A 25,366-nucleotide genomic window follows, 5' to 3' on the forward strand; every position below is an offset into this window, starting at 1 on the left:
GCTTGTCTCTGTTCCCTGGAAGACCTGGAAGTTGAACGATCCAGAAGGTGGACAAGTGAACATCAACGAACCCCCGGACCCGAGGCTCAATCTCTGGGCGAGCATCGCCTTCTTCATGCGCTTTCACCGCATGCAGCATGGCCAGACCGGTGACACGGTCGCACGCTGGCTGAACCGGTCGCGCTCGTCGATTTCCAGACTCGAAAGCGGCGAGTCGCAACTCAAGGAGGGTGAAGCGAGGATCCTGGACGCGAAATGGGCCACCGGCGGCCTATTCGCGACCTTGTTGTGGTTTGCCCGCTTGGGGCACGACCCCAACTGGAACAAGAACTACCTGGCGTTCGAGGAGCGCGCATCCGAGATGCGAACGTACGACGGCCAACTGATCCCGGCACTGTTCCAGACCCCCGAGTACGCGCGCGCACTCCTCCTCGCTGGACGTCCCAAGAACCTGGAGAAGGCCGTCGAAGCCCGCATGGCACGCCAGGCGATCCTGCACAAGCCAGATCCACCCGAGATCTGGGTGCTGATCGCAGAGACGGCGTTGGGCCCACAGGTCGGCGGACGGGGGGTGTTACGAGAGCAGGTCGGCCATCTGATCCGACTTTCAGAGCTTCCAAATGTGATCTTGCGAATCGTTCCGAACAACGCGGGGGCGAACGAGGGCTTGGACGGCCCGTTCAAGGTCCTCAAGGTCAAGGAAGGGGAGATCGGTTTCCTTGAGGCGCCGAACGGCGGCCGACTAGAGTTGGACTCCGAAGAGGTCGTGGGCCTGCGCAACAGGTTCGACCGCATCGGAGCTACGGCGCTGCCCGTGGAGTTGTCCCGGGCGCTGCTCATGGACGCGATGGAGAAGATCTGATGACAAATCCCCCCGTATGGCGCAAGAGCAGTCGCAGCACCCAGGGCACTTCCGAACAGTGCGTGGAACTAGCTCAACTCCCTCACGCGGTCGGCATCAGGGACAGCAAAGCCCCCGGCGCAGGTCACCTCTCCCTCACCCTCCGGGCCTTCGCCGACCTCGTCACCCGCGCCAAGCGAGACTCTCTGCCGCGTTGACCTGAGGACCCTTGCCACATGCTGGCGATCCGGTGTGCTGGGCGCTCACGATCAAGCCATAGCCCACTGACCTATAGGCTGATCTGCGCGAACTTCGCCTATCAGGATCGATCGGGGGGTCCGGACCGCGATGCCGACTCACGAGTGGACCATGGCCGATGATGACCACGGCTCGCGTCCGCGCCCGAGGCGGAAGACCTTCTTGATCTTTTCCCTGGGTGTGCCGGGGCTCCTGGGGCTGCTCGCCGCGCTCTACTCGATCGGCGCGCTGGGAGGGACCACCTCGTCCCCCAGCCCGAAGAGCTACAGCACCCAGGTCGAATGCCGGGTGAACACATCCGGATCACAGGGCACGGTAACGATCAGTGGCACGATCACGGGCGACGCGAAGAGCTACTCGGTCACCGTCGAGGTCATGGATGCGGCCTCCCACAAGCGGGTCGGCCTTCAGACCTTCGAGGTTCGCGGCACGAACACCTTCGAGGGAACCACTGCGGCGCAGGCTCCGATCGGGTCCGCAGGCATCGAATGCAAGATCACCAAGGTCGCCTGAGACGCCATCTCGTTCCCGGTGCGGGGCCAGGTCGCCCGTCCCCCGGCCGGTTTCGCGGCGGAGGCACCGCCACCGAGCCCTTCAGCACCAGATCCATCCGCTCGCCAACTCTTCGCGGGCGTCCGGCGCGGCCCGCCCCGGGCTGCCGGACGCCGGGCCCGCTCAGATCGGTCCTTGCCTGACGCCGTTCGACGGCCCCGGGTGACGCGGTTGGTCTCGAACAGATCAGACGGCCGGGAACACAGTCCCGGCCGCGCCGACCATGCCGGCGCGGCGGGTGATGGAGTCGGCGAGGGCACCTGCGAACAGGGCCAGGCCGACGGCGCAGTAGACGGCTCCGCCGTGGCCGAAGACGAGCAGGTAGCCGCTCCGGCCGAGAGCGGCGAAGCCGGTACCCAGGATGGCGTACCTGCCGACCGTGCCGAAGAGGGCGATGACTGCGCTGGAGCCGATGGCGAAGAAGGCGCCGACAACACCGCCCAGCGTGGCGACCTCTCCGACATGGCTCGCGCTGATGGCGCCGGCCATGGAGACCACGAGGACCCCACTGCCGGCGATACCACCGACGAGCGCGGCGACGAGGATGGCGCGAAGGTTGGTGCCAGCCTTCATAGGTTCTCTCCCGATTTCGTTTTTGCCCGCTTACTCGCACGGGTTCGGAAGAAACCGTACCGAGTCGGCCGCATCGGCTCGGTCCGGCGGGTCTCGTATGAGCTGAGACGAGATCGTCGGAGACGGTGTCGACGCTCTGGCCAGCTGAACCTGGCGCGGGCCGCGTGACCGCGACAGAGGGGGCGATGTCGACGACGCCGTGGCAGAGCGTCTGGCCCGTCAGGAAATCCTCACCCGCCCGTATCCCTGCAAGCTCATGGCCATCCTCGACACCGCAGCCGTGTTGCGCTCGTTCGGCGACGTGGACGTCATGCGCGACCAACTCGGCCACCTTCTCGAAGTCTCCGAGTGGCCGAACGTCTACCTGCGAGTGACCTCTGACCGGCTGATCGGCTACGGCGGCGTCGGAGGCGGATTCACCGTGATGCAGACCCCCACCGGCGACCTCGGCTTCGCCCAGGAACAAGCGATACGGGATGACGAGATCGGCATCAGGGACAGCAAAGCCCCCGGCGCAGGTCACCTCACCCTCACCCCCCACGCCTTCGCCGACCTCGTCACCCGCGCCAAACTGGGGAGACTGCCGCGCTGACCTACCGCCCTCCGGGCCGGAACAAGTAGGAGTCGATGTGACGGAAAATCTCCCCGTGTGGCGTAAAAGCACCCAGGGCACCTCCGTCCAGTGCGTGGAGGTCGCCCGGCTTCCCCACGCCGTCAGCATCAGGGACAGCAAGGCACCCGACGCCGGTCACATCACCCTCACGACTCACACCTTCGCCACCCTGCTCGACCTTGCCAAGCAGGGCGAACTCCCGTAGCACCAGGTGGTGGGGGATGGACGAGTGGTCTTCCAGTCCGAGTTCGCCGTGGCTCCGATATCGATCGACCCACTTCGAAGCGCACGCCCGGGACACCCCATCTCGGCTGCGACATGCGCAGTCGGTCTCGTCCGGCAACGCTCGACCAGTCGACGGCGTCCCTCGACGGTGAGGGGCGCGTTCCGGTGTGTCATGCGGTGGAGCCAGGCGCGGAGGGCCGCTTGGTGGTGTCCCGCCTGGAGATGGCCTCTGCCACCTCATCGAGGGCGGTGCGCAGGAAGGCGCCATATGCGTCCTGGCGGAGGTTGGGGGCGTGCTCTTTGGCCGCGTTGATGTGCTCGGCGGCCGCGTCGAAGGACCCGAGTCGGCGGTAGGCGTCGGCCAGGTTGAGGTGGAGGGAGGGGTAGAACCCGGCGATGTGGAGGCCGGCGTGGTGCTCCTGCACGCGCTGCTCGGTCACGGCGTCGGCAGCGTCCAGGGCCCGGACGTCCCAGGCGAGGGCCTGCGCGGGATCTTCGTAGAGATCTGCCAGGTAGTGGGCGAGTGAGCAGCGGTGCAGCGGGTCGCCGGTGACGCCGATCGCCGACCACAGGTTCAGGAGCTTCTGGCGGGCGGAAAGGGTGTCGCCCGTTCGGCCTTCGGTAACGGCCTGGCCGATGGCTTCCATGGTCGGGTCTGGACTGGCGGGCGCGGTCGGCATGGCGTGTTCCTCGTTGTCGTTCTCAGGCTGAGTGGTCGAACTTGACGGGCATGGCCAGGGTGGTGAGATCGCCTCGGTCGGCGGAGCGGATCGTGACGGGCCCGTCGTGACCCCTCAGGTCGAACATCACGTCGGGACCGATGGCCGTACTCACCGCGGGATAGAGCGTGGTCATCTCGAACCGGATCTGGAGAGCCCCGCCCGTCACGGTGGCGGGGAGCCGAACACCGGGGTCCTCGTCGTTCGAGGACCGGACGTTCACTCCGTGATCGGAGACGTGCAGCGCGACGCGTTCGCCGGGGTGTTCTTCCAGGGCGCGCAGCAGAAGACCCTTCGAGACCGTCGCGCGGGTGCTGATCTCGCCCAGGGAGGCGAGCATCAGCCGGTGATCGGGAAAGTCCTTGGACAGCAGGCGGCAGTGCCGGTCTTCCCGCTCGGGCATGCGCAGCCAGATCCCGTGCGGCACCGCTTCGATGCGGACCAGCGCACTGCGCCGGACCGTGGCGGCAGCCGCCCGCAGGCCGTCGCCGTCGATCGTGCCGGCCCACGTCTGCTCCGTCGGCCGCGACGGCACCAGGGTCCGGGTGGAGAGCCGGTAACGGTCGGTCGCCGTCAGGGCGATCGCCTCATGACTCGCCTCGATGTGCAAGCCGGCGAGCACCTCCATCCCCGGCTCGTGCGCGGTCGCGGTCAGGACCTGCTCTACCGCATCCGCCAGCACGGGCCCCTTCAGCACGGCGATCAGCAGACCGGGCACGTTGCCGCCGAGCGCTGACTTGATGACAGCAGCCTTCTGCCGTGCCGTCGCAGCATCATCGACGATCTTGGCGACATGCTCGTCGAGCAGCCGTGCCGCCTTGTCGGCCCCGGCGTCGAGGACCGCCTCGGCCGCGGCGAGGGGCATGGCGATCTCGCGGAGCCGGCGCAGCGTGGTCGCCCGTGCCACTTGGTCAGCGCCGTAGTAGCGGTAGCCCGATACCGGGTCTACTTCGGCAGGGGGCAGCAGCCCGGAGTCGGCGTAGAACCGCAACGCGCTGGAGGTCAGACCGCTGCGCTGGGCGAAGACCCCAATCGGCATCAGCTCAGAACCTGGCACCTCGCCATCATCGGGCTTCGACCAACTCGAAGGTCAACATCGACGTGGGGCGTCACCGGCGTCATGGCCGGCAACAGCTAGGCGGTTTCGCTTGATTTCGGGGCGAATGCCTGAAGAAAGGTATGGACCGCGGCGCGAGAGAGGGCGCGCAGTTCGGCGTTGGGGACGCGCCGGGTGCCGAGGCGTGCTCGTTTGTCCATCGGGCCGGACAGCAGGCCGAAGAACTGTTCGGCGGCCAGGAGCGGGTCCGGGGTGTGCAGGTGTCCGACCACGGTGAGGCGCGCGAGCCGGTCGGCCAGGGCTTCGGTGATGCGGTCGGCCGCGCGGGTGTGGATGATGTCGAGCAGGTCGGGGAACTGGTTGATCTCGGCGGAGAGCAGCCGGCGCAGCGCCCAGGATCGGTCGTCGCAGTAGCACTGGAGAAGGCGCAGGCCGACGCCTTCCAGCGTGGCGCGCAGGTCGGTGCCGCGGTCGGTGAGCTGGTCGACCGCGGCCAGGTTGTCGGCGAGCGCCTGATCCGCGGAGGCGGCGATGGCCTCGCGGAGCAGGTTCTCCTTGTCGCCGAAGTGGCTGTACACGGTGGCCTTGGCCACTCCCGCCTCAGCCGCGATCATGTCCACCCCGGCCTGGGCGTATCCCGCTCGGGCGAAAACGGTGAACGCGGCGTCGAGGATCGCCTGCCGCTTGTCGATCCGGCCACGCGCCGCGACGGCTCCACTCATGCCCACAGCATACGCACCGGCCCGCCAAACCAGACTCATCGGTCCGACCAGATGGTCGCGCTGGTCCTCTACCGATCGGACTGCTCGATGAGGCCGTCGTTGATCGACCGGCTGACCGGCGCCGGCGCCCGACCCGGTTGCCCGGCGACCCTGACGAGCAACTCGTCGGTGAGGCGCGAGAGTCGTGCCGCGTCCTTTGCGGAGAACAGTTCGCTGTGCACATTCAGCTCGGTGGCCAGGTTGAACGCGGTCAACGGTGGTGTGGGCGGATCATCGAGTAGCCGCAGGAGCGGCGGGACCACGTCGGTCGCGGGTTTGGCCATCATCCGCTGCCGCCGGAGGTACGCCGCGGTCGGCGGATCGAATTCGCCTGCGTAGCTGGTCGCCGTGGTGCCGGGGTGGAAGAGCACGTACCGTACCGGACCTTCACCGTGCCGCTCGGCGAAGGTCACACCGAGGAGATCGTTCAGGCGTCCGGTCATGAACATCGCGCGCACCAGGTCGTACTGCCGGGTGCTCTGCAGATCGTCCCAGGCCACTGGCGTGTCGTGGCCGGGCCCGGCGACGTTCACGATCACCGGCCGGTCCGCCTTCTCCAGCGGGCCGAGCAGCCCGTAGCCCAACAGCAGGCGGCTGAGATAGAACAGGGCGAAGTTGCTCTCCAATCCCTCGGCGGTCACCGACCGGTGGGACCTTATGAACCTCGCGCACAGCACCACGCCATCGATGGCCGGATGTTCCTCGGTGAGCTTGTCCACGGTGCGGCGGGTGTTCGAGACCAGGCTGAGGTCGGCCTGGATGAACGCCGCGCTTCCCGGTGCCGAGGCGGCCTCGGCCACCAGTAGTTCGCCCTTCCTCGGGTTGGTCCCGACTATCACGGCCCTGTCGCCCCGGGAGAACAACGCGCGGGCCAGTGCCGCACCGATGCCGTCGGTGCCACCGGTGATCACATAGGTCTTCATCAGATGGGCGTCCCAGTCGTCGTCATACGCGGATCCACCGTGGCCGTACACGTGCGCTCTTGGCCCCACGTCCCGACCGCTCTGCACTCGCGCTAACAGTATACGCGGCTGTCCACAAGACCATACCGGCAAGTCTGGTTAGGTGACCGGGCCAGTCAACCTCGACCACCGCAAGCCCCAGTGCGTTGCTGAAGCTCTTCAACACGGCAACCCGACGATCAGGGGCGTTGCCCGAACTCGTCGACGAGCGTCGCCGCTGGACGCGGACGAACCCGGCGATAGTCCCTCCGGCGACATCACGTTTCGGGGGAACATCGTCGGTCGTCGAGGACGCAGAGAACGCATACGCCGACGTCAGAGACCGTGTCGACGCCCTGGGCAGATGAACCTGGCGCGGCACGCCGGTGAGCTCACGCACCACCTGAACCCGAGCACGACGGCCGGAGCATCACCGGCGTTACGGCAAGCTCTTGAGGAGTCGGGGAAGGGGCGGTGTCGGCGTGGGCGGTGTTCAGGACGATCTCGTGCTCCGGCCGGACTTCCGGGCAGGACTGATCGTTCTGGCCGTCCTGGTGGCGGCCACGGTGAGCATCGTCGCCGCGATCCTGATCGGCGACGCCCCGGCCGTGTTCGCCCTGATCGTGGGCGGCCTGTTCGCCGTGCTGATCCCCCTGGGGATCGGGGCCCTCCTCAGCGCCCGGATCACCCTGACGGCTCACGAACTGGTCGTCCAGGGACTGTTCGGCCGGAAGCGCCGGCCACGCTCGCGCGTCGCAGAGGTCGTGCGCGCGAGCATCATCGCGCCCCGCGGAGGGGCGGGCGAGAGCCTGTTCCTGCTCGACGCGCAACGCGCCCTGCTCTTCAGGGTGCAGGGCGGTCTCTACACGCGCGAGGATCTCACCCGGTTGGTGGACGCGCTCGGGGTCCCGTGCAGCGGGCCCGAGGGTCCCGTCGACGCCAACGAATTCGCCAAGACGTATCCGGGCCTTGTGTCGTGGGCCGAGCGGCATCCCTACCGGATCGCCTTCGCGGTCGCCGGCGTCGTGTGCGCCGGAGCCATGGCGCTGGCGCTCGTTTCGATCGCGACGGCGTCCTGACCGGTCCTGAGTGCCCCCACTGCGGCCTCCACAGGAAACGCGGCCGTCACCTCGCCGGAAGGCCTCGCCGACCTCGCCGAAGCGAGCGGTCAGCCGCACCGGCCCGCCGCCCGGCGGAGTGGGGCCGGTCGAGGTCACCGGCCCCACCTGCGCATCGGGCTCAGCTCACCGCCGGGGGCTGGTCGGCGATGGAGATTTTCAGCTGCGCCGAGTTGGTCAGCACGCTTCCGACCGGCGCCTGCGCCTCCCGGGCCTTGGTGACGACGCTGCGATGTCCGAGGAACTCGTAGGTCTTCTCGTCGAAGATGTACTCCTCGCGGACACCACTGCCGGCCGTGGCCAGCGTGACGGCGACGCCGGTCCGGCCCGCCGCGTCCACCGCGCGGCCGACGGTCGTGACGCCGTGGATGGCCGCCGCCGCCCGGAACAGCGCGGCCCTCTGCGCGCGGGGCATGTAGGCCTCGGTGAGCATGCCTCCGACGTTCTGCCACGCCGTGGCGTCGGCTTCGGGGCCGGTGCCCAGGCCGATGTACAGGTGCTCGTACATCTTCGCCGGATCGACCGGCAGGCGGCTCAGGTAGGCGTAGTCGTTGCGCAGGTGCTCGGCACGGTCGTCGAAGTCGGCGGCCTTGGACAGCGAACTGTTGCCGACGTCCTGGCGGGCCTGAGACGGGACGGGCCATCCCGGGTAGGGCTTGGGCTCCAGCTTCTTGGCCCACAGGACGCCGTGTGTTGCGTCGCCGTCCACGGGCAGCCAGATCTTCCGTTCCTGCCGGTCCAGGTACCGTTCGTGGCGACCGCCGGAGTTGCTCTCGACGGTGTCCGTGGTCCGCGAGGCGAAGACCAGGAACTGGCCGGGACGGGGGTGCAGCTCCGGGGACTTGGCCGCGCTGTCGGCGGCCCGCTTGAGCACCTGCACCGACGCCACGGGCATCGTGTGCACGACCTGAGGAGCGCCGGGCTCCCCGCCCGCGTTGACCGCGATGACCCCGGCCGTGGCGGCGGCAGTCAATCCGGCCGCGAGACCGACCCATCCCCGCCGGGCCCGCCGGCGGTGGCCGGAGGTGCGCTGCACGGTGGCGCGCTCCCGATCCGGGCTCGTTTCCTGAATGGCGTTCATCAGTAGGCGCTCCTCGGCCCGCACGTCGGTCAGGTCGAGCTCGGGGACGTCCGAGCGGAACCGGTCGAGCTCGGTCATCTCATTCATGGACGGGCTCCTCACGGACGTAGATATTGGATTCGGTCGCACCGAGGTGCCTGCGAAGCCTGTGCCTGGCCCGGTTGATGCGGGACCGCACCGTCCCGACGCGCACGTCCAGCGCCTGCGCGGCCTCCGCGTAACTGAGATCGCCCCAGGCGACCAGGAGCAGCGCGTCGCGGTGCCCCCTCGGCAGCGCGGCAAGCGCGCTCGCCAGCGCCCTGGCGGACGCCCCCGCGCTGAGCCGCTCGTCACTTCGCTCCGTGAACGGCTCCATCACCGGGTCGGTGCCCATCCGCTCCAGGACGCGGAGCTGCCGCACCTCCGCCCGCACATGCCGGCCCATCAGGTTGGTGGCGATCCCGTACAACCAGGGACGCGCGTTCGGACGAGCCAGGTCGTACCGGTCGCGCTGCCGGAACGCGGCCAGGAACGTCTCGGCCACCACGTCCTCGGCCGCATCGGCGCCCAGCCGGCGGATCACGTACCGCTTGATGTCCGGGGCGTATCGCCGGAACACCTCGGCGAACGCCTCGGGCTCCTGCCGGGAGCGCCTGATGACGGATGCGTCATCGGCGTCCTCTTCACTCGCAGTGCTCATACACGGCCTCTCGGCTTCGGGTCGGGACACCCGTTGTTGCCGAACCGACCGCTTCCGGTTCCCACTTCCTGGCGGTGGCAGCCGGCTCCGGGGGCACGTCGCCGGGGCGGACACGGCGGCGCGCATCGGCCCTCAGCGCGGTCTCGGTGGCATGCCCGCCGCGACCATGTCGGCAGCCGCCTACCGAGGGATGATGTCCAGAATCATGTCGAGGGAGCTTTGGCCGTCGGGCCCGGTGAAGGATCCGACCGTCCGGAAGCCGTTCTTCTCGTAGTAGCGGATGGCACGGGGGTTGTCCGCCAGGACGCCGCCCCACAGGATGATCCTGCGCTTGCCGAGTCGCCGGGCGACCTCGCAGATGAGCGGAAGGACCTGCGTCGCCAGCCCCTTGCCCTGGTGTTCGTCGGCCAGGGTGGGGCCGAACCGGCAGTCGGTCCCCTCGTCCAGGTGGATTCCGGCCTTGCGGTAGCGCGCGACGTCGCTCTGTGGCAGCGAGAGGCTGAACTCCAGCAGCCCTACGATCCCGCCCGACGCTTCTTCCTCCAGCACCAGACGAAGCTTGTCGTAGCGCGCGATGGCCGAACACAGCTCCCGGGCGGCCGCCAGGTCGTGGCCGTCGAACGTGCTGAACCTTCGAGTCTCAGGGGACAGCCCCGTGAGGAAAGCGGCCAGGCTCTCGGCGTCGGTGCGGGCCATGGGGCGAAAAACGAGGCGCGCGCCATCGGGCGACTCCAGATGGCGGGTCAGGACTTCGGGGGCCTCGGCGATTCGCGCGAGGGTGAGCATAAGACTCCTTCGGACTAGTCTTCGGCAGCATGACCTACCAGCAGGAACAGCGCACTGTCGAGGCCAAGTTCGAGATCACCGACTTCGACGAGAGCGTGTACGAGGAGCCTTCCGAGGGGCCCAGGATGACCCGGGTCGCGATCCGCAAGCGGTACCAGGGCGTGATCGACGGTACGGGCGTCGCGGAGGTGTTGACCACCCAGGGAGATGCCGGCGGCGGCTATGTGGCATCCGAGCGGATCGAGGGGACGCTCGACGGGCGACAGGGCACGTTCGTCATCCAGCATTTCGGGCTCGCCGACGGGGAGGAGCAGAGCAGCCACGGCAGCATCGTCCCCAACTCCGGAACCGGAGGCCTGGCCGGCATCTCCGGCCAGGCGATGGAACGCGAATTCCAGGTTCTCACCCTCACCTACACGCTGTAGACCAACGCGACGAGGGGTGGGAATCCAGCGCGTTCACCGATGAGCGGCCAGCACCGCCGCGAGGCCTTCTTGCAGATCCTTGACGAAGTACTCGGGAACCTCCAGCGACGGGAAATGTCCCCCGCTTTCGGGCGACCTCCACCGGACGATCTGTCGGTACCGCTCCTGTGCCCAGGGGCGCGGACACTTCTCGATGTCGCGGGGATACATACTGATCGCCGACGGGACGTCGACCCGAAGTTCGGGGTCGAGCGAGTTGTGGCTTTCGTAGTAAATGCGGGCCGCCGATGCGCCGCTTCGCGTCAGCCAGTAGAGGGTGACGTCGTCAAGAATCCTGTCTCTGGAGATCGTCTCGAACGGGCTGTCCTCGGTGTCCGACCACTCGGCGAACTTGTCAAGGATCCAGGCGAGAAGCCCGACCGGTGAGTCGACGAGCGAGTAGCCGATGGTCTGCGGTCGGGTTGCCTGCTGCTTCGCGTACGCCGCGCGGTGGCGCCAGAAATCGCGGGTTTCCTCGGTCCACCTGCGCTCGGCCGCCGTCAGCCCGTCCGTCGTCAACCCGGGCGGCGCCTCCGCGAACAGTGTGTGGATACCGAGAACGTGCGCCGGGAACCTGCCACCGAGAACTGTGGTGATATTGCCTCCCCAGTCGCCGCCGTGGGCTGCGAACTTGCTGTAGCCGAGCCTTCCCATCAGTTCCACCCATGCGGCCGCGATCTTTTCGGTTCCCCACCCGGTGGTGGCCGGCTTGTCGCTGTAACCGAAGCCCGGCAGCGACGGGACCACGACGTGGAACGCCGGCGCGTCCTCATCTTTCGGATCCGCCAGCTCGTCCACTACATCGATGAACTCGGCAATGCTGCCCGGCCAGCCGTGCGTCAGGATCAGAGGAGTGGCGTCCGCCCGCGCGGAGCGGCGGTGCAGGAAGTGAATTCCCAGATCATCAATGGTCGTGCGGAACTGGCCGACACGGTTGAGGCGCTCTTCGAACGACCGCCACTTGTACCCGGTGCGCCAGTAGTTCACGACATCGACGAGGTCGGCGAGCGGAACGCCCTGTTCCCATCGGCGAGGGCCGGGCGCGGCGCGGCAGACCGTCTCGGCCTCCGGTAGCCGCGCCGCGGCCAGTCGCGCCCGCAGGTCGTCGAGGTCGGCGTCGCTCGCGCGGGCTTCGAATGCTCGGACGTCGCTGGTCGGACGGGGCATGAGACCTCCTGGCCATCGCGGAACCGGCTAAGACGGTTCTAACATGCCGTCACGACGGCGCGCAACCGGCTAAGGTGGTTCCATGCGTGCCGGCTTCCCTGACTTTCGCCTCGGTACCGTGCTGGCGACCAGCTTCACGGGGACTCTGACGGAGCGTCGCGGCAACGCTCTGGAGCGCATCCCCACGCCGCACCGACTCATCGACTGGCTGGCAGTGAACGGCCTCGCCGTGGACTCCTGCACCAGTGCCCAGCTCGACCTCGCCCGGGAACTGAGGGAGTCGATCCACCTCGCCGCGACGGCGGCCGCGGTCCAGGACGCTCTCCCCGCATCCGCCGTCCAGGTCATCAATGACCGCAGCGCCGAGGGCCGGGCCGCTGCGATCCTGACGCCCGGGGGCAGGCGGCAATGGCGGCTCAGTTCGGCTTCCTGCGTGGAGGACGCCCTCAGCGTGATCGCCGCCGACGCGATCAGCATCCTTGCCGGCGAACGAGACGGAAAACTGGCCTTGTGCGCATCGCCGACCTGCCGGGCCGCCTTCTTCGACACCAGCCAGAGTCGCACCCGCAAATGGTGTGACATGAACACGTGCGGGAATCGCCAGAAGAAGGCGCGCTTCAATGCCAACCAGCGCAAACACTCCAGCTCAGCGGAGTGATCGTTGCGCCGCCGCCCCGCGGGTGAGCGCTCCCCCGGTTCCACGCTCTCCACCGGGGCGCCGGCGCGGGCTCCGCTCGGCGTCAGCGGGGGACGGTCACGACGATCTTGCCGATCTGGGTGTTCGACTCCAGGTGGCGGTGGGCGTCGGCGATGTCGGCCAGGGAGAAGGTGCGGTCGATGACGGGGCGGAACGCGCCTGAGCGCAGGCCGGAGGTCACGAAGGCGGCGGCGCGGCGGAGGCGTTCGGGGTCCCTCGTCGTCTCCAGCATCGTGTACGTGCGCATGTTCAGCGCCGGCATGCCGAGGTCGATGCCCGGATAGGGGGTCGGTTCGCCGCTCAGCGCCCCGTACACCAGGAGCGTCCCGTCGGGTGCGACCAGCCGGGCCAGGTCCGTCACGCCGGGGCCCGCGACGGCGTCGAAGACGAACTCGGCGCCCCGGCCGGTGGTCGCCGCGAGCACCCGTCCGGCCACGTCGTCCGAACCGGTGACGATCACTTCGGCCGCGCCCTCCCTGAGCAGCGCGTCCTTCTTGGCGGCGGTCCGGGTCAGGGCGATCGGGGTCGCCCCGATCCGGTCGGCGACATGGATGGCGGCCAGCCCCACGCTGCTGGACGCCGCGTTCAGCACGACCGTGTCGCCGGGCCGCATGCCGCCGACCTCGACCAGCGCGCCATAGGCCGTCAGGTACGGCATCCACACCGCCGCGCCCTCGACCGCGCCGAGGCCCTCGGGACGGGGCAGGACGGCCGAGGCGGGCACGATCGCCCGCTCGGCGTAGACCCCGTACTCGTTCTGCGAGAACCCCGGCACGGTGCTGACCGGCTGCCCGGGCCGAAACCAGCCGGCGCCCACGCCGACCGCCTCCACCACCCCCGCAGCCTCGGTGCCCAGCCTGGCCGGGAACGCCTTCACCGGCTCGATGTAGCGGCCGGTCCGGAACAGCACCTCGGCCCGGTTGAGCCCGATCGCCTCCACGCGGATCCGCAGCTCGCCCGGGCCGGGTTCGCCGACCTCCACGTCCTCAAGCCTCATCACCTCGGGACCGCCGAGCTCGTGGAACATCACCGTCTTGGCCATTGCGCAGGCCCTTCCTCGTAGCAGGTCGGTCTACTGAACCCCTAAGTACGATCGCTGTCAAACTTTGATGGGTGTCGTACTATGTGTTCCATGGAGGCCGACCGCATCCCGTCACACCCCGACGTCGGGACGATCCCGCTGCAGCAGATCCTCGAAGCCCTTGTCGACCCGGTGCGCCGGAGCATCGTCACGAAGCTCTGCGAAGCCTCCGCCGACATCCGTTGCGGGGCCTTCGACCTGCCGGTGAGCAACTCCACGGCCACGCACCACTTCCGGATCCTGCGCGAGGCCGGGCTCATCCGGCAGTACTACGTCGGCACCTCGCGGATGAACGCCCTCCGGCGCGACGAGATCGACGAGGTCTTCCCGGGGCTGGTCGACGCCATCGTCACCGCCGACCGCACGTCCCCTCAGCCCGCCTAGCACCCTCGCGGGGGGCCACCGCCCGGCGAGCTTGGGTGGTGAAGGCTTCGACGGCGTTGACGACCGCCTCGAAGCGGAGCGAGCGGAAGAGGTCGAACGAGTGCTGGGCACCGGGCAGTGACGAGGTCATGCGGCGCGTGGAGCGGGCCCTCGCCGCACCCGCGCGACAGCCTCACCCGGCCCAGCCCGGTCAGTCGCCGGCGGCGATGCAGAACGGGTGGCCCGCCGGGTCGAGGAGCACCGTCCACTCGCCCTCGCCGGGCTGGGTGTCCGGGCGGCTCGCGCCGAGAGCGAGCAGTTCCTTCACCGCGACCTCGACGTCCGTGACGGCGAAGTCCAGGTGCGCGTGCTTGGCGGGACCGGGCCACGCGGGGGGCCGGTAGCCCTCGATCCGCTGGAGCGCCAGCTGCGGCGCGGACCCGTGGCCGAGGTAGACGACGTCGTCGTCGCCGTAACTGATCTCCCAGCCGGTGGCCTTCCGGTAGAACTCGGCCAGCGCGGTGTGATCGGCGCAGTCGATGATGACCGCGCCGAGAGCGTTGAGGACGGACATGGGACCCCCTGCTGACGAACATGACGGGAACGAACGACCGGGCGCCTTCTCAGCGCCCCGTGTGCGGCCAGCCTGCCGACACCGGCGGTCCCGGGCTTGAAGATCCTTGTGCTCGGACCGTCCGGCCGCACGTCCGGCGGGGACGAGTCACAGATCGGGGACGAGGGCCGCGGCCAGGAAGCCTCCGTTGTGGAAGCGGGTGTAGGTGACGACCTCTCCTATGGGGACGACGCGGGCGAACGGGACCTCGGTGGGATAGGCGGCGGTCCGCAGGTCTGCCAGGAAGGCGTCGTCGGGGAGGCCGGCGGCGACCTCCGCCAGCCGCGGGTCGCCGGACGTCCGGGCCGTGGCGACGGGCAAGGGCTCGACGACGTCCAAGGGATGGCGGGAGAGGGAGTCGTCGGCGCCGTACAGCCATTCGGAGAACGCGCGGCGCAGGTCGGTTCCCGGCTGCGCCGCCTCCAGGGTGAGGCGCACTCCCGTGACCAGGTTGTCGATCCAGGTCAGGAAGTCCGGGGCGACCAAGCGGGCGTACGGCTCTTCCCAGAAGCTGAAGACGCGGCCCCATGCGCCGCTTTCGGGATCGACGTCCACGTAGTAGGTCGTCGCGGAGCCGTCGCTGTGCAGGATCCAGCTCGCGGACTCGTCCTGCAGCGGCCAGTACTCGTTGACCACCGGCACATGGTTGTCGGGAAGGTTGAAGTCGAAGACGTGCGGATGGCCTCCGACCGTGAAACCGGAGGTCCGTTCGAGGAGCGCGCGAAAGTCGTCGGGCACGCTCGTCGCCCACGAGGAGATCTCCTGGCCGCTCAGCGGCGGCGCGAGCTCGACCTGGCCGCCTGAGCCCGCGGCGAGCGCCTCCAGCCGGGCGATGACCTCGTCCACCATCGGACACCCACTTCCCCATTCGTGTGACCGAATTCAAGCACCGGCAGCGACCGCAATCCACCGATCGGTGGATGGCGGTCGGCTCATCGGGCGCCCGGTGACGGCCGGGCGGTCGATGCGGCGGGGACGTCCGGCGCCGGATGCTCGACGTGGGCATCGGCTGCGTCGGATGGAGGAGACATGCTGCGTACCAAGGGCGCGTCCACAGAGGCGGGCATCGAGGACGACGGTCAGGTGTTCCGGAAGGTCAGGTTCCTGGTCGGCTGCTACGTCGCCCTGAGCGTGCTCACCGTGGTGGGCATCGGCGTGCTGAGCGGGCGCGGCGACGATCCGGGGGACGCGGTGTGGGCGCGGGCGGTCATCGTCGTCCTGAGCTCGCTTCTGACGCTCCGGTTCACCGTGCGGGCCGCCCGCGGCGGGCGGCGGGACTACCTGCGGCTGCGGATCGCGTCGGCCGTCATGCTGGTCGCCATCGTGGTGATCGTGTCGCTGCCGGGCGCGTTCCCCGTCTGGCTGAGGGTCGAGCAGGGGGTCTGCGGTCTGCTGCTGTTCGGCGTGGTCGTGCTCGTGAACGGCGGGCGAACCCGTGCGCTGTTCGGGTGACACCGGCCGTTCGGGTGACACCGCTGCTCAGGTGACACCATCGGAGGGTGAGCGTGTTCGCCGACGACCCGTGGCAGAGGCGGCTGGACCGGATGCGGCTGCTGCTGCCCCTGCCGCTCCTGCTGATGTCCGCCGCGGTCTCGCTGGCCGTGCCCGGGGACGAGAGGGCGGGGCTCCGCGTGGAGCTGCCGCTCGTAGGGGCGGCGGCCGTCCTGTGGGGCGTCGCCGGCGCGCGGCTGCGCGGGAACCCGTCCACGCGGTGGCGGCTGCCGGTGTTCGCGGCGCATTCCGCCCTCGCCGGGGTGCTGGTCTGGGTCGCCGGCGCGTACGGGATCTACGCTTACACGGGTTTCCTGTTCGCCTACGGGCTGGGACGGCGCTGGCGGAACGCCGGCTTCGCGGTCACCTCGCTGATCGTGTCGGCCGCCCTGGCGGGCGGGTACCCGGTGGCCGGGGCGGGACGGATCCTCACCTACCTGCTGATCGCCGCGATCCTGCTGGCGCTGGTGCTCAACTCCGCCGGCATCACCAACCGGGCGGTGGAGCAGAACCGGGAGCGGGGACGGATGATCGACGAGCTGGCGGAGGCCAAGCGCCGGCTGGAGGCGTCCATGGCCGAGAACGCCGACCTGCACGTCCGGCTGGTCGACCAGGCCCGGGAGGCGGGGATGGTGGAGGAGCGGCAGCGGCTCGCCGGCGAGATCCACGACACCCTCGCGCAGGGCCTGACCGGCATCATCTCCCAGCTGGAGGCGGCCGAGCACACCCGGGACCGGCCGGACGAGTGGTCCCGGCACCTCGTCCAGGCGCGGGCACTGGCGCGGTCCAGCCTCACCGAGGCGCGGCGGTCGGTGCGGGCGCTGCGCCCCGAGCAGCTCGAGGGCGCCCCGCTGCCGCAGGCGATCGCGGAGCTGGCCCTCGAATGGTCGGAGCGGACGGGGATCGCCGCCGAGGTCGACACGTCCGGGACGCCGGTCCGGGCGGACGCCGACGCCGAGGCCGCCGTGTTCCGGGCCGCGCAGGAGGCGCTGTCGAACGTCGCCAAGCACGCCCGTGCCACGAGGGTGCGGCTCACGCTCACCTACCTCGACGGCACGCTGCTGCTGGACGTCGCCGACGACGGGACGGGATTCGACCCCGCTCAACGGACCCAGGGGTACGGCCTGCTCGGGATGCGGCGGCGGCTCGCCCGCGTGTCCGGCACGCTGACGGTCGAGTCCGCGCCGGGCTCGGGGACCGTCCTCAACGCCGCGGTGCCGCTCCGATGATCCGGCTGCTGATCGTCGACGACCACCCGATCATGCGGGACGGGCTGCGGGCCGTGTTCACCGGCGACGCGGACGTCGAGGTGGTCGGCGAGGCCGGGGACGGGGCCGAGGCGGTCCGGCTGGCGGGACGGGTCGGGGCCGACGTCATCCTCATGGACCTGCGGATGCCCGTGATGGGCGGCGTGGAGGCGATCACGCGGCTGCGCGAGCTGGGGAACCCGGCCCGCGTCCTCGTCCTCACCACCTACGACACCGACCGCGACGTCCTGCCCGCGATCCGGGCCGGGGCGACCGGGTACCTGCTCAAGGACGCGCCGCGCGAGGAGCTGGTCCGGGCGGTGCGCGCCGCGCACGAGGGCCGGGCGGTTCTCGCCCCGTCGGTGACCGCCACGGTCATGGGCCTGGCGGGCGGCCGCGGCCAGGACACGCTGAGCCCGCGGGAGATCGAGGTGCTGCGCCTGGTCGCGGACGGCGCCACCAACCAGGCCGCGGCCCGCCGCCTGCTGGTCAGCGAGACCACCGTGAAGACCCATCTGCTGCACATCTACCGCAAGCTCGGCGTACGGGACCGCGCGTCGGCGGTCGCGGCGGCCTACGAGCGCGGCCTCCTCGGCTGACCGATAACTACCTGTTCGCGGGGGAGGTGCGAAACAGGGTGGTTCACTAGGATGCTCGCGTGCGCGAAGATCAAGAGGTCCCGGACGACGGTGTGCTGACCGCGCCGATCCGGTTGCCGGGCGGCGCGCCGGCGGCCGCGGACGAGCCCGTGGAGCGCGCCATGAGCAGCGTTCCGGCGCCGGTGGGCGCGTTCGGGCAGGACGTGGAGCGGCTGGCCGGGCTGGTCGCGCAGCTCGTCGAGAGCGCGGGCGTGCTGGGCGTGCGGCTGGACGGCGAGGTCCGCGACGTGCTGGCCGGCGCGGAGAAGGCGTTCGCCGAGGCGCGGGACGCGCGGCGGGAGGCCGCCCAGGCCGACATCCTGGCGAGCGAGGCCGAGGCCCGCGCCGAGGCCGCCCGCCAGGAGGCCGTCGAGGCGCAGGAGGACCTGGTCAAGGGGCTCGCCGCCGCCAAGGCCAGCGTCACGGCGGCGCAGGAGAGCGAGGCCAACGCGTGGAAGGAGGCCGGCGCCCACCAGCAGGCCCGCGCCACGTCCGCCAACGAGGCCGCCAGCGCCGAGGGGCTCCGCAAGCGCGCCGAGGCGGCGTGGAGCACCGAGCACCAGGCGCGCATCGAGGCCGAGCGCGAACGCGACGACCTCGCCGCGCGGCTGAGCAACGACCAGATCGCGCTGGCCACGGCCAAGAGCGACCTGGCGGACGCACGGGTCGAGCTGTCGGACGTGCGGGCCGAGCTGTCGGAGGCGCGCGCCAAGCTGGAGGCCGCGGCCGAGAGCGAGCGGCGGCTGCGCGCGGAGCTGAGCGTCGTGCAGGGCGAGGTCGCGGGGCTGAGCGTGGAACGCGACGCCGCGACGGCGCGGGCCGCGGATCTGGCCGCGCGTGCCGAGCGCGCCGAGCAGCTCGCCGACACGGCCGACGCCCGGATCGACGGCGAGCGGGCGCGGGCCGACCGGGCCGAGGAGCGCGCGGACGCCGCCGAGATCCGCATCGACCGCGACGCCGCGACCGTGCGGGCGTTGCAGGACACCTTGCGCGCTGCGCTGGACCTCCCGTCCGTGGACGATCTCGACGACGGCCGCGGCGTGCGGGTCGGCGACGTGGGCGCGGTCACCGCCCAGCCCGGCGGCCTGGTCGGCGTCGACCAGGTCCCGGAGCTGATGGACGGTGAGCTGGCCGGACGGTTCGCCCGCGCGATCCTGGCGGTCCGCGTGCACCAGGCGACCCGCCGCGCGATAGAGGACCCGCCGCCCGAGCCCGAAGAAGCCGAAGCCGAGGAGTAGCCCCCGCGCGTCGGAGGCCGTCAGGCTTTGCCGGGACGGCCGGGGGCCCTGTTCTTGAGCGGGAGTTCCACAAGGCGGACGCAGAGCATCGTCACGGCGAAACCTGCCAGGCACTCCACCAGAAGGTGGGTGAGCACTGGCATGTCGCCGTACGCCCCGATATGGAACACACCGACGCGGATGAGGAGCGGCAGACCCACCATGGCCAGGAGCGCGCAGGTCCGGCGGCCCTGGGCGGACCTCGACAGGGCGGCGCAGGCGAGCACGGCGATGCCCAGAACGGCCGCCAACTGAAGGCGGCCCCACATCTGCGCGAAGCCGTAAGCCCGGTCAGGGTCCTTCATCAGATTCGGTATGTCGAGGTCGCCCTGGAGGAGGAGGGTGAACAGCGGCTGCGACGAGAGCGCGACCAGGAGACCCGCCGTGACCGCGGCCCCGGCGACGCGGGCGCGACCGAGCAGGCGGGCGCCGTGGCGGGGGCCGGGCGACGCGACCAGCGACGCGGTGGCCAGCAGCGCGAGCGGCAGCGGGGTACCCGCCACGGAGGACGCCACGAACGCGTACGGGGCCTCCTCGAAGTTCGCCGCCCAGATCGCGAGGACGACCTGCGCGGCGGTCACCGTGCAGGCGGCGGTGGCGGCGTGGCGGCGGGCTCCGCGCCAAGCCAGGACCGCGATGACCGTCCACGCCAGCCAGAACGGCGCGGTGCCGAAGTAGACGGGGAGCATGCCCCACAGGGTGGCGCCGTCGTCGATCCGCCTGCCGGCCAGCATCCCCGTCTGCGGGACGTTGAGAGCGAACCGCGCCCCGTCGGCCAGCAGCATGAGCATCGAGACGAACCCGGCCACGGCGAGCGCACCCGGCCACGGCGACCCGGTGGCGTCGCCGGCGGCGCGGCGCAGGCGGATGCGGGCGGCACCGAGGAGCAGGTCGGCCGCGTCGGCGAGCGACGGCCGGGTCTGCCCCGGCCGGGCCGCGGACAGCAGCACGTCCAGCATCTCCTCCCCGTGCTCGGCGCGGTGAGCGGCCGGGTAGCAGGCCAGGAGGCGGCGGTAGCGGAGTTCGAGCGCGCTCACCGAAGCCCCCCGAAGGCCGGGGCCGCACCACCGCGCGGGCGCGGGAAGGCGGCCAGGCGGCGGGCGGCGACCTTCGTCCGGTGCTGGAGCGCCTCGACCTCGGCGGCCAGCGCGGCGGCGCCGTCCTCGGTGAGCCGGTAGTAGCGGCGCAGCCGGCCGTCCACGACCTCCTCGCGGTCGGGCGCGATGAGCCCCTCGTCCTGCAGCCGGTCCAGCGCCGCGTAGAGCGTGCCTGCGCGCAGCCGGGCGCGCCCGGCGGAGATCTGCTCGACGTCGGCCATGATCCCGTAGCCGTGCTGCGGGCCGTCCGCGAGCGCGGTGAGGATCAGGAACGTCGGCTCCTGCATCGTCTTGGGCATGCCATCGTTATATATCGATCATCTGACTATGGCAAGGTCACCTCAGCGCTCCGGGGGCCGTGGGCGGGACGGCGGGACGGTCGGGCAGGACGCGGTCGATGCGCTCGTAGGGGCGGCCGGGTTCGGGACGGGGGTCCTTCTGGCCGCGGTTCGGCCAGAAGGCCATGGCGCGCTCGGCCTGGGCCGTGATGGTGAGGGACGGGTTGACGCCGAGGTTCGCGGTGACCGCCGAGCCGTCCACGATGTGCAGGCCGGGGTGGCCGTGGACGCGGTGGAAGGGGTCGACGACACCGGTGTCGGGCGTCTCGCCGATGACGCAGCCGCCGATGAAGTGCGCGGTCGTCGGGATGTTGAAGAGGTCGAACCACGTCCCGCCGGGGGTGGCGTCGAGTTCCTCGGCGAGCATCCGGACGGCCTGGTGCGCGACGGGGATCCAGGTGGGGTTGGGCTCCCCGGCGCCCTGGCGCGCGACGAGCCTGCGGCGGCCGAGGCGGCCGCGCTTCTCGCCGACGGTGATGGAGTTGTCGGCGGTCTGCATGACGAGGGCGATGACGGTCCGCCTGGCCCAGTCCCTGAGGGACAGGCCGCGCAGGATGATCGTCGGATGCCGGGCGGCCTGGCCGAGGAACTTCAGCCAGCGCGGTGCGCCGCCGCCGTCGACCAGCAGAGTCCTGATGACGCCCATGGCGTTGTTGCCCGCGCCGTAGCGGGTGGGTTCGATGTGGGTCTTGTCGTCGGGGTGGAAGGACGAGGTGATGGCGAGGCCCGTGCTGTGGTCGACGTCCTTCTCGCGGTGCCAGACGGTCATGCGCTCGACGCCGAGGAGCGCCTCGGAGTTGGTGCGGGTGAGCTCGCCGAGGCGCGGCGACAGGTGCGGGAGGCGGCCGGCGGCGCGCATGCGGTGCAGGAGGCGCTGCGTCCCGTAGGTCCCGGCGGCGAGGACGACGTGCTCGGCGGTCAGCGTCCTGCGGCGCCTGCGGAGCGGGCCGGTGTGCTCGACGGTCACCTCGTACCCGCCGGGCTCCCGGGCCGCCAGGGCCGTGACGGTGGTGTCGGGGATGACGCGAACGCCCGCCTTCTCCGCCAGGTACAGGTAGTTCTTGGTGAGCATGTTCTTCGCGCCGACCCTGCAGCCGATCATGCAGGAGCCGCAGCCGGTGCAGGTGGTGCGGCGGGGGCCCGCGCCGCCGAAGTAGGGGTCGGCGGTGTCCTCGCCCGGCTTCTCGCCGAAGAACACGCCGACCGGCGTCGGATGGTAGGTGTCGCCGACGCCCATCCGGTCGGCGACCCGCTTCATCGCCTCGTCGGCGGGCGTGACGAGCGGGTTCACGGTGACGCCGAGCATGCGGCGGGCCTGGTCGTAGAACGGCGCCAGCTCGTCCTGCCAGTCGGTGATGTGGCCCCACTGGCGGTCCTTGAAGAACGGCTCCGGCGGGACGTAGAGGGTGTTGGCGTAGACGAGGGAGCCGCCGCCGACGCCCGCCCCGGCCAGGACGAGGACGCCGGCCTTCCCGCCCACCAGGTGGACGCGCTGGATCCCGCGCATCCCGAGGCGCGGCGCCCACACGTACTTGCGCAGCCGCCAGGACGTCTTGGGCAGCGTGCCCTCGTCGAAGCGGCGCCCGGCCTCGATCACCGCGACCCGGTAGCCCTTCTCCGCCAGGCGCAGGGCCGACACGCTGCCGCCGAACCCCGAGCCCACCACGATCACGTCGAAGTCACAGTCATCGGACACCGCACACCACCTTCGTCGGGGGGAACGAAGGGGCCGAGTGTGGCCCCTTCGCAGCGTCGCGCGCCATGCACGCAACGCAGCGATTACGGACCCGTGTTTGTCATCGGAGTGACAAAGCGCGGTTCAGCGGGCGGGCGCCTGACCGCGGTCGCCGTTGACCATTCGCGCGTGCAGGATCAGCTCCATTTCCCGGCACCGCCGCGGGTCGCGCAGTTCGTCCCCGAAAAGGTCCCTCAAAGCGCGCAGGCGGTAGCGGACCGTCTGCGGGTGGACCCGCAGCCGGCGGCTCGCGTCGGCGGCGTTGAAATTGTGCTCCAGCAGGGCCAGCAGCGTTTCGGCGAGCCTTTCCCGGCGGGGCGGCGGGACGGCCAGCAGCGGCGCGAGCCGGACGGCGGCCGCGTCGTCGATCAGCTCCCCCGCCCGTGACACCACGAGCACGGGGACGTGCTCGGCGCTGCGGATCAGCCCGCCGTCCGGGATGACGCCGCGGGTCGCGAGGGCGAGGGTCTCGCGCGCCCAGCGCAGCGAGTCGGCGGCGCGCGCGACGGGTACGGCCGGGCCGAGGGCCACCGTCCAGTCGCGCAGCGGCGCGGCGGGCAGCAGGCCCCGTCCCCTCCCGTCCGGGTCGGGGACGATCAGGCACGGCTCCGCCGCGGCGAGGTCGGCCAGCAGGCCGTCCGGCAGCGCGGGCGGTGCCGGCGCCGGGCCCGATCGCCGTCGCCGGGCGGTCGCGACGGCGACGGTCACGGGCAGCGGCCAGCGCGCGTCCGCCGCGAGGGCCGCGACCCGCGCCGGGGCGGCGGGCGGTTCGGCGAGCAGCAGGTGCAGCAGTTTCGCCCCGCGCCGCCGCCGGGTCGGCTCCTCTCGGCGGTCCCTGCGCTCGGCGACCTCGGCGGAGTACCCGGCGGCGATCACCTTCGCGACCGCGTCCATGTAGCAGAACTGGGCGTCCACGACGAGGCTGAGCGCGGCGCGGTCGAGGTCGAGGCCGCCGGGGACGGCGCCGAGCGTCCGCCACGCGACGAGCGCGGACCGGCGCAGCGCCTGGTGCGTCTCCACGGGGTCGCGGCCGTCGCGCGCCAGGTGCCGCCCGACCCGAAGATAGAACGCGGCGACCCGCTCCCAGCCCGCGTCCGGGTCCTCGACGAGGTCACAGAAGTGCCGTATCCCGGCGGCGATCCCGGCGCGGGCGCGCCCGGCCTCCTCCTCGCCGATCTGCGGGTCGGCCCGGCGCAGTTCGGCCAGCAGCCCGTCGGCGGCCCGGTCCACGTGCGGCCGAAGCCGCCGCGCCACCCACGCGGGCACCGCCTCGAACGCGCGGACGTCCAACCCGGTTCGCACCATGCGCCGATCCCCCCTGACGAACGCCCGCCGACCCGCGGAGCGCCTCCCCAGCCTCGCGGACCGCCCGGGAAAAGAGTTGTCGCCGAAATAACCTGTTCCGCGGCCTTACCTGGAGTCATCTAACAAATCCCCAGCTCAGCGGCAAGCCATCGGCCTCCACGGCCCGCGTGGCGACAAAGCGAACCGGCTCCCACCCACAGGGTGAGAGCCGGACAAATTAACCGCCCAGGGCCTGTCCAGTGTGCGGGACCGGCCTCGGTCGGATTACTTCTTCTTCTTGGGGGTGAACACCTTGATGACGAGCCGCGCCGTGGTGGTGATCGCCGTACCGGCGATCTTGCCCATGTCCGCGGCGACCTGGTCGGCCGGCTTACCCTTGGTCATATCGGTCATCTCCTGGTTTTGCGCGAAATTGCCGCGATCGACTATCGACCGCACGACGTACCGTCTCCGCTCCCGGACCGATTGTCAAGCGAAACGATCGCCTCCCTCGTGCGACCGGGCCCGCCCGTCCGGCCAATACGAGGTCAGCCGGGGGTGAAGGTGTCGAGGGCGGTGATTTTCCATTGGCCGTCGCGACGGACGGCGGTGATGGTGAGCATGGCGGGGGCGTGGGTGCTCTCGCCGTCGCCGGTGCGGGTGGTCTGCTGGTCGGCGAAGACGAGCACGGCCGCGCGGTCCCCGGTCAGGGTGGTGACGGCGCTGTCGGTGACGCGGGTGCTGAGCACGGTCCGCGCCTTCGGGGCGTCCTCGCGGACCTTCCCGAAGACCGCCTCGTGCCGGCGGACGGCATCGCCGGTGAGGAAGGCGCGAACGGCCTCCGACGTGCGGGACGGATCGGTGTAGTCGTAGGAGAAGACCTTGCCGATCATGTCGGCGACGGCGCCCTTGACCTCGCTGGTGGCGGCTCCGTCGGTGAGGGCGGTGTTGCGGGTGGACGGGTCGTCCCGCAGGCCGTCCGCCTGCCGGAGCGCCCACACGCCGAGCGCGGCGAGCAGGACGGCGGCGAGGCCGAGCACGATGGGCGAGGACGCGCGGGCACGCCACCACGCGGTGGTCTGCACAGCCCTGTCACCAAGCTCCGCCATGTCACGCGCCTTCCGCCGATGCCTGGCCCAGCGTGCTGAGCTTCCAGCCGCCGGACGTCCTGGTCAGCTCGCCGACCAGGCGGCTCTGCCTGGTGGCCGGGTCGCCGTCCGGAGGGGTGACGGTGATCTCGACGGCCACCAGCATCCGGGCCTTGCCGGAGCGCTCGTCCAGTTCGGCGACGGCGGCGTCCAGGATGCGGGCGCTGGTGATCGTCCGGGCCTTGGCGACCTGCTCCTCGAAGGCCGGCCGGCCCTGCGTGATCTGGCGGTGCAGGTCGCCGGTGGTGGAGTCCTGCCAGGTCTTCAGGCCGGGCCCGAGGGAGCGGTAGTCGAGGGTGTTGAGGTTCTGGACGCCCTGCTGCCCCGCCTCCAGGACGTCGTCGCGCGCGCGGGAGTAGGCCCGGGCGTCGTCGTGCGCGGCCGCATACCAGGACCAGCCGGCCCAGGCGGCGAACAGCGCGGCGAGGACGAGCAGGGCGGCCGCCGTCCGTTGCGGGGTGTCGTCCGGGCTGTGCAGGGTGCCGTCCGTACGGTGCAGGGTTGCGTCTGCCATGCGAGCCC

Annotated in this window: 31 protein-coding genes and 2 pseudogenes; 14 read left to right on the forward strand and 19 right to left on the reverse strand. The window is 70.8% G+C overall.

Annotated elements, in window-relative coordinates; translation table 11 throughout:
* Positions 1-55: 55 nt before the first annotated feature.
* From AB0H37_RS06040 to AB0H37_RS06050, 3 genes are all read left to right on the forward strand, one after another.
* On the forward strand, positions 56-862 hold the full coding sequence (locus tag AB0H37_RS06040) for a DUF5753 domain-containing protein (RefSeq protein WP_360611707.1): 807 nt from the start codon (positions 56-58) through the stop codon (positions 860-862).
* Entirely contained in the window at positions 862-1,059 is a 198-nt protein-coding gene (locus tag AB0H37_RS06045; protein WP_360611708.1) for a DUF397 domain-containing protein, read from the forward strand. Before AB0H37_RS06040 ends, AB0H37_RS06045 begins: the two co-directional genes overlap by 1 nt.
* A 151-nt stretch (positions 1,060-1,210) precedes the next feature.
* Positions 1,211-1,612: a hypothetical protein gene (locus AB0H37_RS06050; protein WP_329096413.1), complete on the forward strand. Its 402-nt coding sequence runs from the start codon at positions 1,211-1,213 to the stop codon at positions 1,610-1,612.
* A 225-nt stretch (positions 1,613-1,837) separates the two neighbouring features.
* On the opposite strand, the gene AB0H37_RS06055 is transcribed toward AB0H37_RS06050, so the two are convergent.
* Positions 1,838-2,224: a hypothetical protein gene (locus AB0H37_RS06055; protein ID WP_360611709.1), complete on the reverse strand. Its 387-nt coding sequence runs from the start codon at positions 2,222-2,224 to the stop codon at positions 1,838-1,840.
* Positions 2,225-2,417: 193 nt separating this feature from the next.
* Here AB0H37_RS06055 and AB0H37_RS06060 point away from each other — a divergent pair.
* The 3 genes and pseudogenes from AB0H37_RS06060 to AB0H37_RS06070 form a co-directional block, all read left to right on the forward strand.
* Positions 2,418-2,651 (forward strand): annotated as a pseudogene (locus AB0H37_RS06060) (Scr1 family TA system antitoxin-like transcriptional regulator); the annotation flags it as partial.
* Positions 2,649-2,816 carry a DUF397 domain-containing protein gene (locus AB0H37_RS06065; RefSeq protein ID WP_329098430.1) on the forward strand — a complete coding sequence of 56 codons (168 nt, stop codon included), beginning with the start codon at positions 2,649-2,651 and terminating at the stop codon, positions 2,814-2,816. The pseudogene AB0H37_RS06060 and the gene AB0H37_RS06065, both read left to right, overlap by 3 nt.
* A 55-nt stretch (positions 2,817-2,871) precedes the next feature.
* On the forward strand, positions 2,872-3,042 hold the full coding sequence (locus AB0H37_RS06070) for a DUF397 domain-containing protein (protein WP_360611710.1): 171 nt from the start codon (positions 2,872-2,874) through the stop codon (positions 3,040-3,042).
* Between the two features lie 9 nt (positions 3,043-3,051).
* Here AB0H37_RS06070 and AB0H37_RS06075 read toward each other — a convergent pair.
* The 5 genes and pseudogenes from AB0H37_RS06075 to AB0H37_RS06095 form a co-directional block, all read right to left on the reverse strand.
* Positions 3,052-3,236 (reverse strand): annotated as a pseudogene (locus AB0H37_RS06075) (leucine zipper domain-containing protein); the annotation flags it as partial.
* The gene (locus AB0H37_RS06080; protein ID WP_360611711.1) at positions 3,233-3,742 is read right to left on the reverse strand and encodes a hypothetical protein; all 510 of its coding nucleotides are present in this window, start codon (positions 3,740-3,742) and stop codon (positions 3,233-3,235) included. The pseudogene AB0H37_RS06075 and the gene AB0H37_RS06080, both read right to left, overlap by 4 nt.
* A gap of 22 nt (positions 3,743-3,764) precedes the next feature.
* Positions 3,765-4,820, reverse strand: a complete 1,056-nt coding sequence (locus AB0H37_RS06085; protein ID WP_360611712.1) for a MerR family transcriptional regulator — start codon at positions 4,818-4,820, stop codon at positions 3,765-3,767.
* Between the two features lie 95 nt (positions 4,821-4,915).
* Positions 4,916-5,560, reverse strand: a complete 645-nt coding sequence (locus tag AB0H37_RS06090; RefSeq protein WP_360611713.1) for a TetR/AcrR family transcriptional regulator — start codon at positions 5,558-5,560, stop codon at positions 4,916-4,918.
* A 68-nt stretch (positions 5,561-5,628) separates the two neighbouring features.
* Positions 5,629-6,573 carry an SDR family NAD(P)-dependent oxidoreductase gene (locus AB0H37_RS06095; protein ID WP_360611714.1) on the reverse strand — a complete coding sequence of 315 codons (945 nt, stop codon included), beginning with the start codon at positions 6,571-6,573 and terminating at the stop codon, positions 5,629-5,631.
* A 449-nt stretch (positions 6,574-7,022) separates the two neighbouring features.
* Between AB0H37_RS06095 and AB0H37_RS06100 the strand changes: the two genes are divergently transcribed.
* Positions 7,023-7,619 (forward strand): hypothetical protein, encoded by a 597-nt coding sequence (locus AB0H37_RS06100; RefSeq protein ID WP_360611715.1) that lies wholly within the window; start codon positions 7,023-7,025, stop codon positions 7,617-7,619.
* Between the two features lie 160 nt (positions 7,620-7,779).
* Here AB0H37_RS06100 and AB0H37_RS06105 read toward each other — a convergent pair whose 3' ends face one another.
* The 3 genes from AB0H37_RS06105 to AB0H37_RS06115 form a co-directional block, all read right to left on the reverse strand.
* A complete protein-coding gene (locus tag AB0H37_RS06105) occupies positions 7,780-8,826 on the reverse strand; it encodes a CU044_5270 family protein (protein ID WP_360611716.1) in 1,047 nt (348 codons plus the stop codon).
* The gene (locus AB0H37_RS06110) at positions 8,819-9,418 is read right to left on the reverse strand and encodes an RNA polymerase sigma factor (protein WP_329096429.1); all 600 of its coding nucleotides are present in this window, start codon (positions 9,416-9,418) and stop codon (positions 8,819-8,821) included. Before AB0H37_RS06110 ends, AB0H37_RS06105 begins: the two co-directional genes overlap by 8 nt.
* Positions 9,419-9,598: 180 nt before the next feature.
* Positions 9,599-10,204 carry a GNAT family N-acetyltransferase gene (locus AB0H37_RS06115; RefSeq protein ID WP_360611717.1) on the reverse strand — a complete coding sequence of 202 codons (606 nt, stop codon included), beginning with the start codon at positions 10,202-10,204 and terminating at the stop codon, positions 9,599-9,601.
* A gap of 29 nt (positions 10,205-10,233) precedes the next feature.
* Here AB0H37_RS06115 and AB0H37_RS06120 point away from each other — a divergent pair, with 29 nt between their 5' ends.
* Positions 10,234-10,629: a DUF3224 domain-containing protein gene (locus tag AB0H37_RS06120; RefSeq protein WP_329096433.1), complete on the forward strand. Its 396-nt coding sequence runs from the start codon at positions 10,234-10,236 to the stop codon at positions 10,627-10,629.
* Positions 10,630-10,662: 33 nt separating this feature from the next.
* Here AB0H37_RS06120 and AB0H37_RS06125 read toward each other — a convergent pair whose 3' ends face one another.
* Positions 10,663-11,835: an epoxide hydrolase family protein gene (locus tag AB0H37_RS06125; protein ID WP_360611718.1), complete on the reverse strand. Its 1,173-nt coding sequence runs from the start codon at positions 11,833-11,835 to the stop codon at positions 10,663-10,665.
* Between the two features lie 82 nt (positions 11,836-11,917).
* Between AB0H37_RS06125 and AB0H37_RS06130 the strand changes: the two genes are divergently transcribed.
* On the forward strand, positions 11,918-12,493 hold the full coding sequence (locus AB0H37_RS06130) for a CGNR zinc finger domain-containing protein (protein ID WP_360611719.1): 576 nt from the start codon (positions 11,918-11,920) through the stop codon (positions 12,491-12,493).
* A gap of 82 nt (positions 12,494-12,575) precedes the next feature.
* On the opposite strand, the gene AB0H37_RS06135 is transcribed toward AB0H37_RS06130, so the two are convergent.
* Positions 12,576-13,574: a zinc-dependent alcohol dehydrogenase family protein gene (locus AB0H37_RS06135; RefSeq protein WP_360611720.1), complete on the reverse strand. Its 999-nt coding sequence runs from the start codon at positions 13,572-13,574 to the stop codon at positions 12,576-12,578.
* A gap of 90 nt (positions 13,575-13,664) precedes the next feature.
* On the opposite strand from AB0H37_RS06135, the gene AB0H37_RS06140 reads away from it, so the two are divergent.
* Entirely contained in the window at positions 13,665-13,997 is a 333-nt protein-coding gene (locus AB0H37_RS06140; protein ID WP_229810204.1) for a helix-turn-helix domain-containing protein, read from the forward strand.
* Between the two features lie 190 nt (positions 13,998-14,187).
* Here AB0H37_RS06140 and AB0H37_RS06145 read toward each other — a convergent pair whose 3' ends face one another.
* Together AB0H37_RS06145 and AB0H37_RS06150 are read right to left on the reverse strand one after the other, a co-directional pair.
* Positions 14,188-14,550, reverse strand: coding sequence for a VOC family protein (locus tag AB0H37_RS06145; protein ID WP_360611721.1), 363 nt, complete (start codon positions 14,548-14,550; stop codon positions 14,188-14,190).
* A 147-nt stretch (positions 14,551-14,697) separates the two neighbouring features.
* Positions 14,698-15,438 carry an SMI1/KNR4 family protein gene (locus tag AB0H37_RS06150; protein ID WP_329096444.1) on the reverse strand — a complete coding sequence of 247 codons (741 nt, stop codon included), beginning with the start codon at positions 15,436-15,438 and terminating at the stop codon, positions 14,698-14,700.
* A 180-nt stretch (positions 15,439-15,618) separates the two neighbouring features.
* On the opposite strand from AB0H37_RS06150, the gene AB0H37_RS06155 reads away from it, so the two are divergent.
* The 4 genes from AB0H37_RS06155 to AB0H37_RS06170 are packed head-to-tail and all read left to right on the forward strand — an operon-like array spanning position 15,619 to position 19,203.
* Positions 15,619-16,041 carry a hypothetical protein gene (locus AB0H37_RS06155; RefSeq protein ID WP_360611722.1) on the forward strand — a complete coding sequence of 141 codons (423 nt, stop codon included), beginning with the start codon at positions 15,619-15,621 and terminating at the stop codon, positions 16,039-16,041.
* 47 nt (positions 16,042-16,088) lie between these two features.
* Positions 16,089-17,309, forward strand: coding sequence for a sensor histidine kinase (locus tag AB0H37_RS06160; RefSeq protein WP_329096448.1), 1,221 nt, complete (start codon positions 16,089-16,091; stop codon positions 17,307-17,309).
* Positions 17,306-17,926 carry a response regulator transcription factor gene (locus tag AB0H37_RS06165; protein ID WP_329096450.1) on the forward strand — a complete coding sequence of 207 codons (621 nt, stop codon included), beginning with the start codon at positions 17,306-17,308 and terminating at the stop codon, positions 17,924-17,926. Before AB0H37_RS06160 ends, AB0H37_RS06165 begins: the two co-directional genes overlap by 4 nt.
* A 59-nt stretch (positions 17,927-17,985) precedes the next feature.
* A complete protein-coding gene (locus AB0H37_RS06170) occupies positions 17,986-19,203 on the forward strand; it encodes a hypothetical protein (RefSeq protein ID WP_360611723.1) in 1,218 nt (405 codons plus the stop codon).
* Between the two features lie 20 nt (positions 19,204-19,223).
* On the opposite strand, the gene AB0H37_RS06175 is transcribed toward AB0H37_RS06170, so the two are convergent.
* The 6 genes from AB0H37_RS06175 to AB0H37_RS06200 all read right to left on the reverse strand — a co-directional run bounded on the left by AB0H37_RS06175 (position 19,224) and on the right by AB0H37_RS06200 (position 25,358).
* Positions 19,224-20,279, reverse strand: coding sequence for a hypothetical protein (locus AB0H37_RS06175; protein WP_360611724.1), 1,056 nt, complete (start codon positions 20,277-20,279; stop codon positions 19,224-19,226).
* Complete coding sequence (locus tag AB0H37_RS06180; RefSeq protein ID WP_360611725.1) at positions 20,276-20,638, reverse strand: PadR family transcriptional regulator; 363 nt, start codon at positions 20,636-20,638, stop codon at positions 20,276-20,278. The genes AB0H37_RS06175 and AB0H37_RS06180 overlap by 4 nt, the downstream gene beginning before the upstream one ends.
* 37 nt (positions 20,639-20,675) lie before the next feature.
* The gene (locus AB0H37_RS06185; RefSeq protein ID WP_360611726.1) at positions 20,676-22,373 is read right to left on the reverse strand and encodes a GMC family oxidoreductase; all 1,698 of its coding nucleotides are present in this window, start codon (positions 22,371-22,373) and stop codon (positions 20,676-20,678) included.
* Positions 22,374-22,496: 123 nt separating this feature from the next.
* The gene (locus AB0H37_RS06190) at positions 22,497-23,717 is read right to left on the reverse strand and encodes a helix-turn-helix domain-containing protein (protein ID WP_360611727.1); all 1,221 of its coding nucleotides are present in this window, start codon (positions 23,715-23,717) and stop codon (positions 22,497-22,499) included.
* Positions 23,718-24,244: 527 nt separating this feature from the next.
* Entirely contained in the window at positions 24,245-24,805 is a 561-nt protein-coding gene (locus tag AB0H37_RS06195; RefSeq protein ID WP_360611728.1) for a hypothetical protein, read from the reverse strand.
* A gap of 1 nt (position 24,806) precedes the next feature.
* A complete protein-coding gene (locus AB0H37_RS06200; protein ID WP_360611729.1) occupies positions 24,807-25,358 on the reverse strand; it encodes a hypothetical protein in 552 nt (183 codons plus the stop codon).
* Positions 25,359-25,366: the final 8 nt, after the last annotated feature.

Origin of the sequence: Actinomadura sp. NPDC023710, assembly GCF_040639875.1 — a bacterium.
Lineage (GTDB): Bacteria > Actinomycetota > Actinomycetes > Streptosporangiales > Streptosporangiaceae > Spirillospora > Spirillospora citrea.

Coding starts and splice junctions, on each gene's coding strand:
- AB0H37_RS06045 (WP_360611708.1), top strand. CDS start 862: ATGACAAATCCCCCCGTATGGCGCAAGAGCAGTCGCAGCACCCAGGGC.
- AB0H37_RS06050 (WP_329096413.1), top strand. CDS start 1,211: ATGGCCGATGATGACCACGGCTCGCGTCCGCGCCCGAGGCGGAAGACC.
- AB0H37_RS06055 (WP_360611709.1), bottom strand. CDS start 2,224: ATGAAGGCTGGCACCAACCTTCGCGCCATCCTCGTCGCCGCGCTCGTC.
- AB0H37_RS06065 (WP_329098430.1), top strand. CDS start 2,649: ATGCAGACCCCCACCGGCGACCTCGGCTTCGCCCAGGAACAAGCGATA.
- AB0H37_RS06080 (WP_360611711.1), bottom strand. CDS start 3,742: ATGCCGACCGCGCCCGCCAGTCCAGACCCGACCATGGAAGCCATCGGC.
- AB0H37_RS06085 (WP_360611712.1), bottom strand. CDS start 4,820: ATGCCGATTGGGGTCTTCGCCCAGCGCAGCGGTCTGACCTCCAGCGCG.
- AB0H37_RS06090 (WP_360611713.1), bottom strand. CDS start 5,560: ATGAGTGGAGCCGTCGCGGCGCGTGGCCGGATCGACAAGCGGCAGGCG.
- AB0H37_RS06105 (WP_360611716.1), bottom strand. CDS start 8,826: ATGAATGAGATGACCGAGCTCGACCGGTTCCGCTCGGACGTCCCCGAG.
- AB0H37_RS06110 (WP_329096429.1), bottom strand. CDS start 9,418: ATGAGCACTGCGAGTGAAGAGGACGCCGATGACGCATCCGTCATCAGG.
- AB0H37_RS06115 (WP_360611717.1), bottom strand. CDS start 10,204: ATGCTCACCCTCGCGCGAATCGCCGAGGCCCCCGAAGTCCTGACCCGC.
- AB0H37_RS06120 (WP_329096433.1), top strand. CDS start 10,234: ATGACCTACCAGCAGGAACAGCGCACTGTCGAGGCCAAGTTCGAGATC.
- AB0H37_RS06125 (WP_360611718.1), bottom strand. CDS start 11,835: ATGCCCCGTCCGACCAGCGACGTCCGAGCATTCGAAGCCCGCGCGAGC.
- AB0H37_RS06130 (WP_360611719.1), top strand. CDS start 11,918: ATGCGTGCCGGCTTCCCTGACTTTCGCCTCGGTACCGTGCTGGCGACC.
- AB0H37_RS06135 (WP_360611720.1), bottom strand. CDS start 13,574: ATGGCCAAGACGGTGATGTTCCACGAGCTCGGCGGTCCCGAGGTGATG.
- AB0H37_RS06140 (WP_229810204.1), top strand. CDS start 13,665: ATGGAGGCCGACCGCATCCCGTCACACCCCGACGTCGGGACGATCCCG.
- AB0H37_RS06145 (WP_360611721.1), bottom strand. CDS start 14,550: ATGTCCGTCCTCAACGCTCTCGGCGCGGTCATCATCGACTGCGCCGAT.
- AB0H37_RS06150 (WP_329096444.1), bottom strand. CDS start 15,438: ATGGTGGACGAGGTCATCGCCCGGCTGGAGGCGCTCGCCGCGGGCTCA.
- AB0H37_RS06155 (WP_360611722.1), top strand. CDS start 15,619: ATGCTGCGTACCAAGGGCGCGTCCACAGAGGCGGGCATCGAGGACGAC.
- AB0H37_RS06165 (WP_329096450.1), top strand. CDS start 17,306: ATGATCCGGCTGCTGATCGTCGACGACCACCCGATCATGCGGGACGGG.
- AB0H37_RS06180 (WP_360611725.1), bottom strand. CDS start 20,638: ATGCCCAAGACGATGCAGGAGCCGACGTTCCTGATCCTCACCGCGCTC.
- AB0H37_RS06190 (WP_360611727.1), bottom strand. CDS start 23,717: ATGGTGCGAACCGGGTTGGACGTCCGCGCGTTCGAGGCGGTGCCCGCG.
- AB0H37_RS06195 (WP_360611728.1), bottom strand. CDS start 24,805: ATGGCGGAGCTTGGTGACAGGGCTGTGCAGACCACCGCGTGGTGGCGT.
- AB0H37_RS06200 (WP_360611729.1), bottom strand. CDS start 25,358: ATGGCAGACGCAACCCTGCACCGTACGGACGGCACCCTGCACAGCCCG.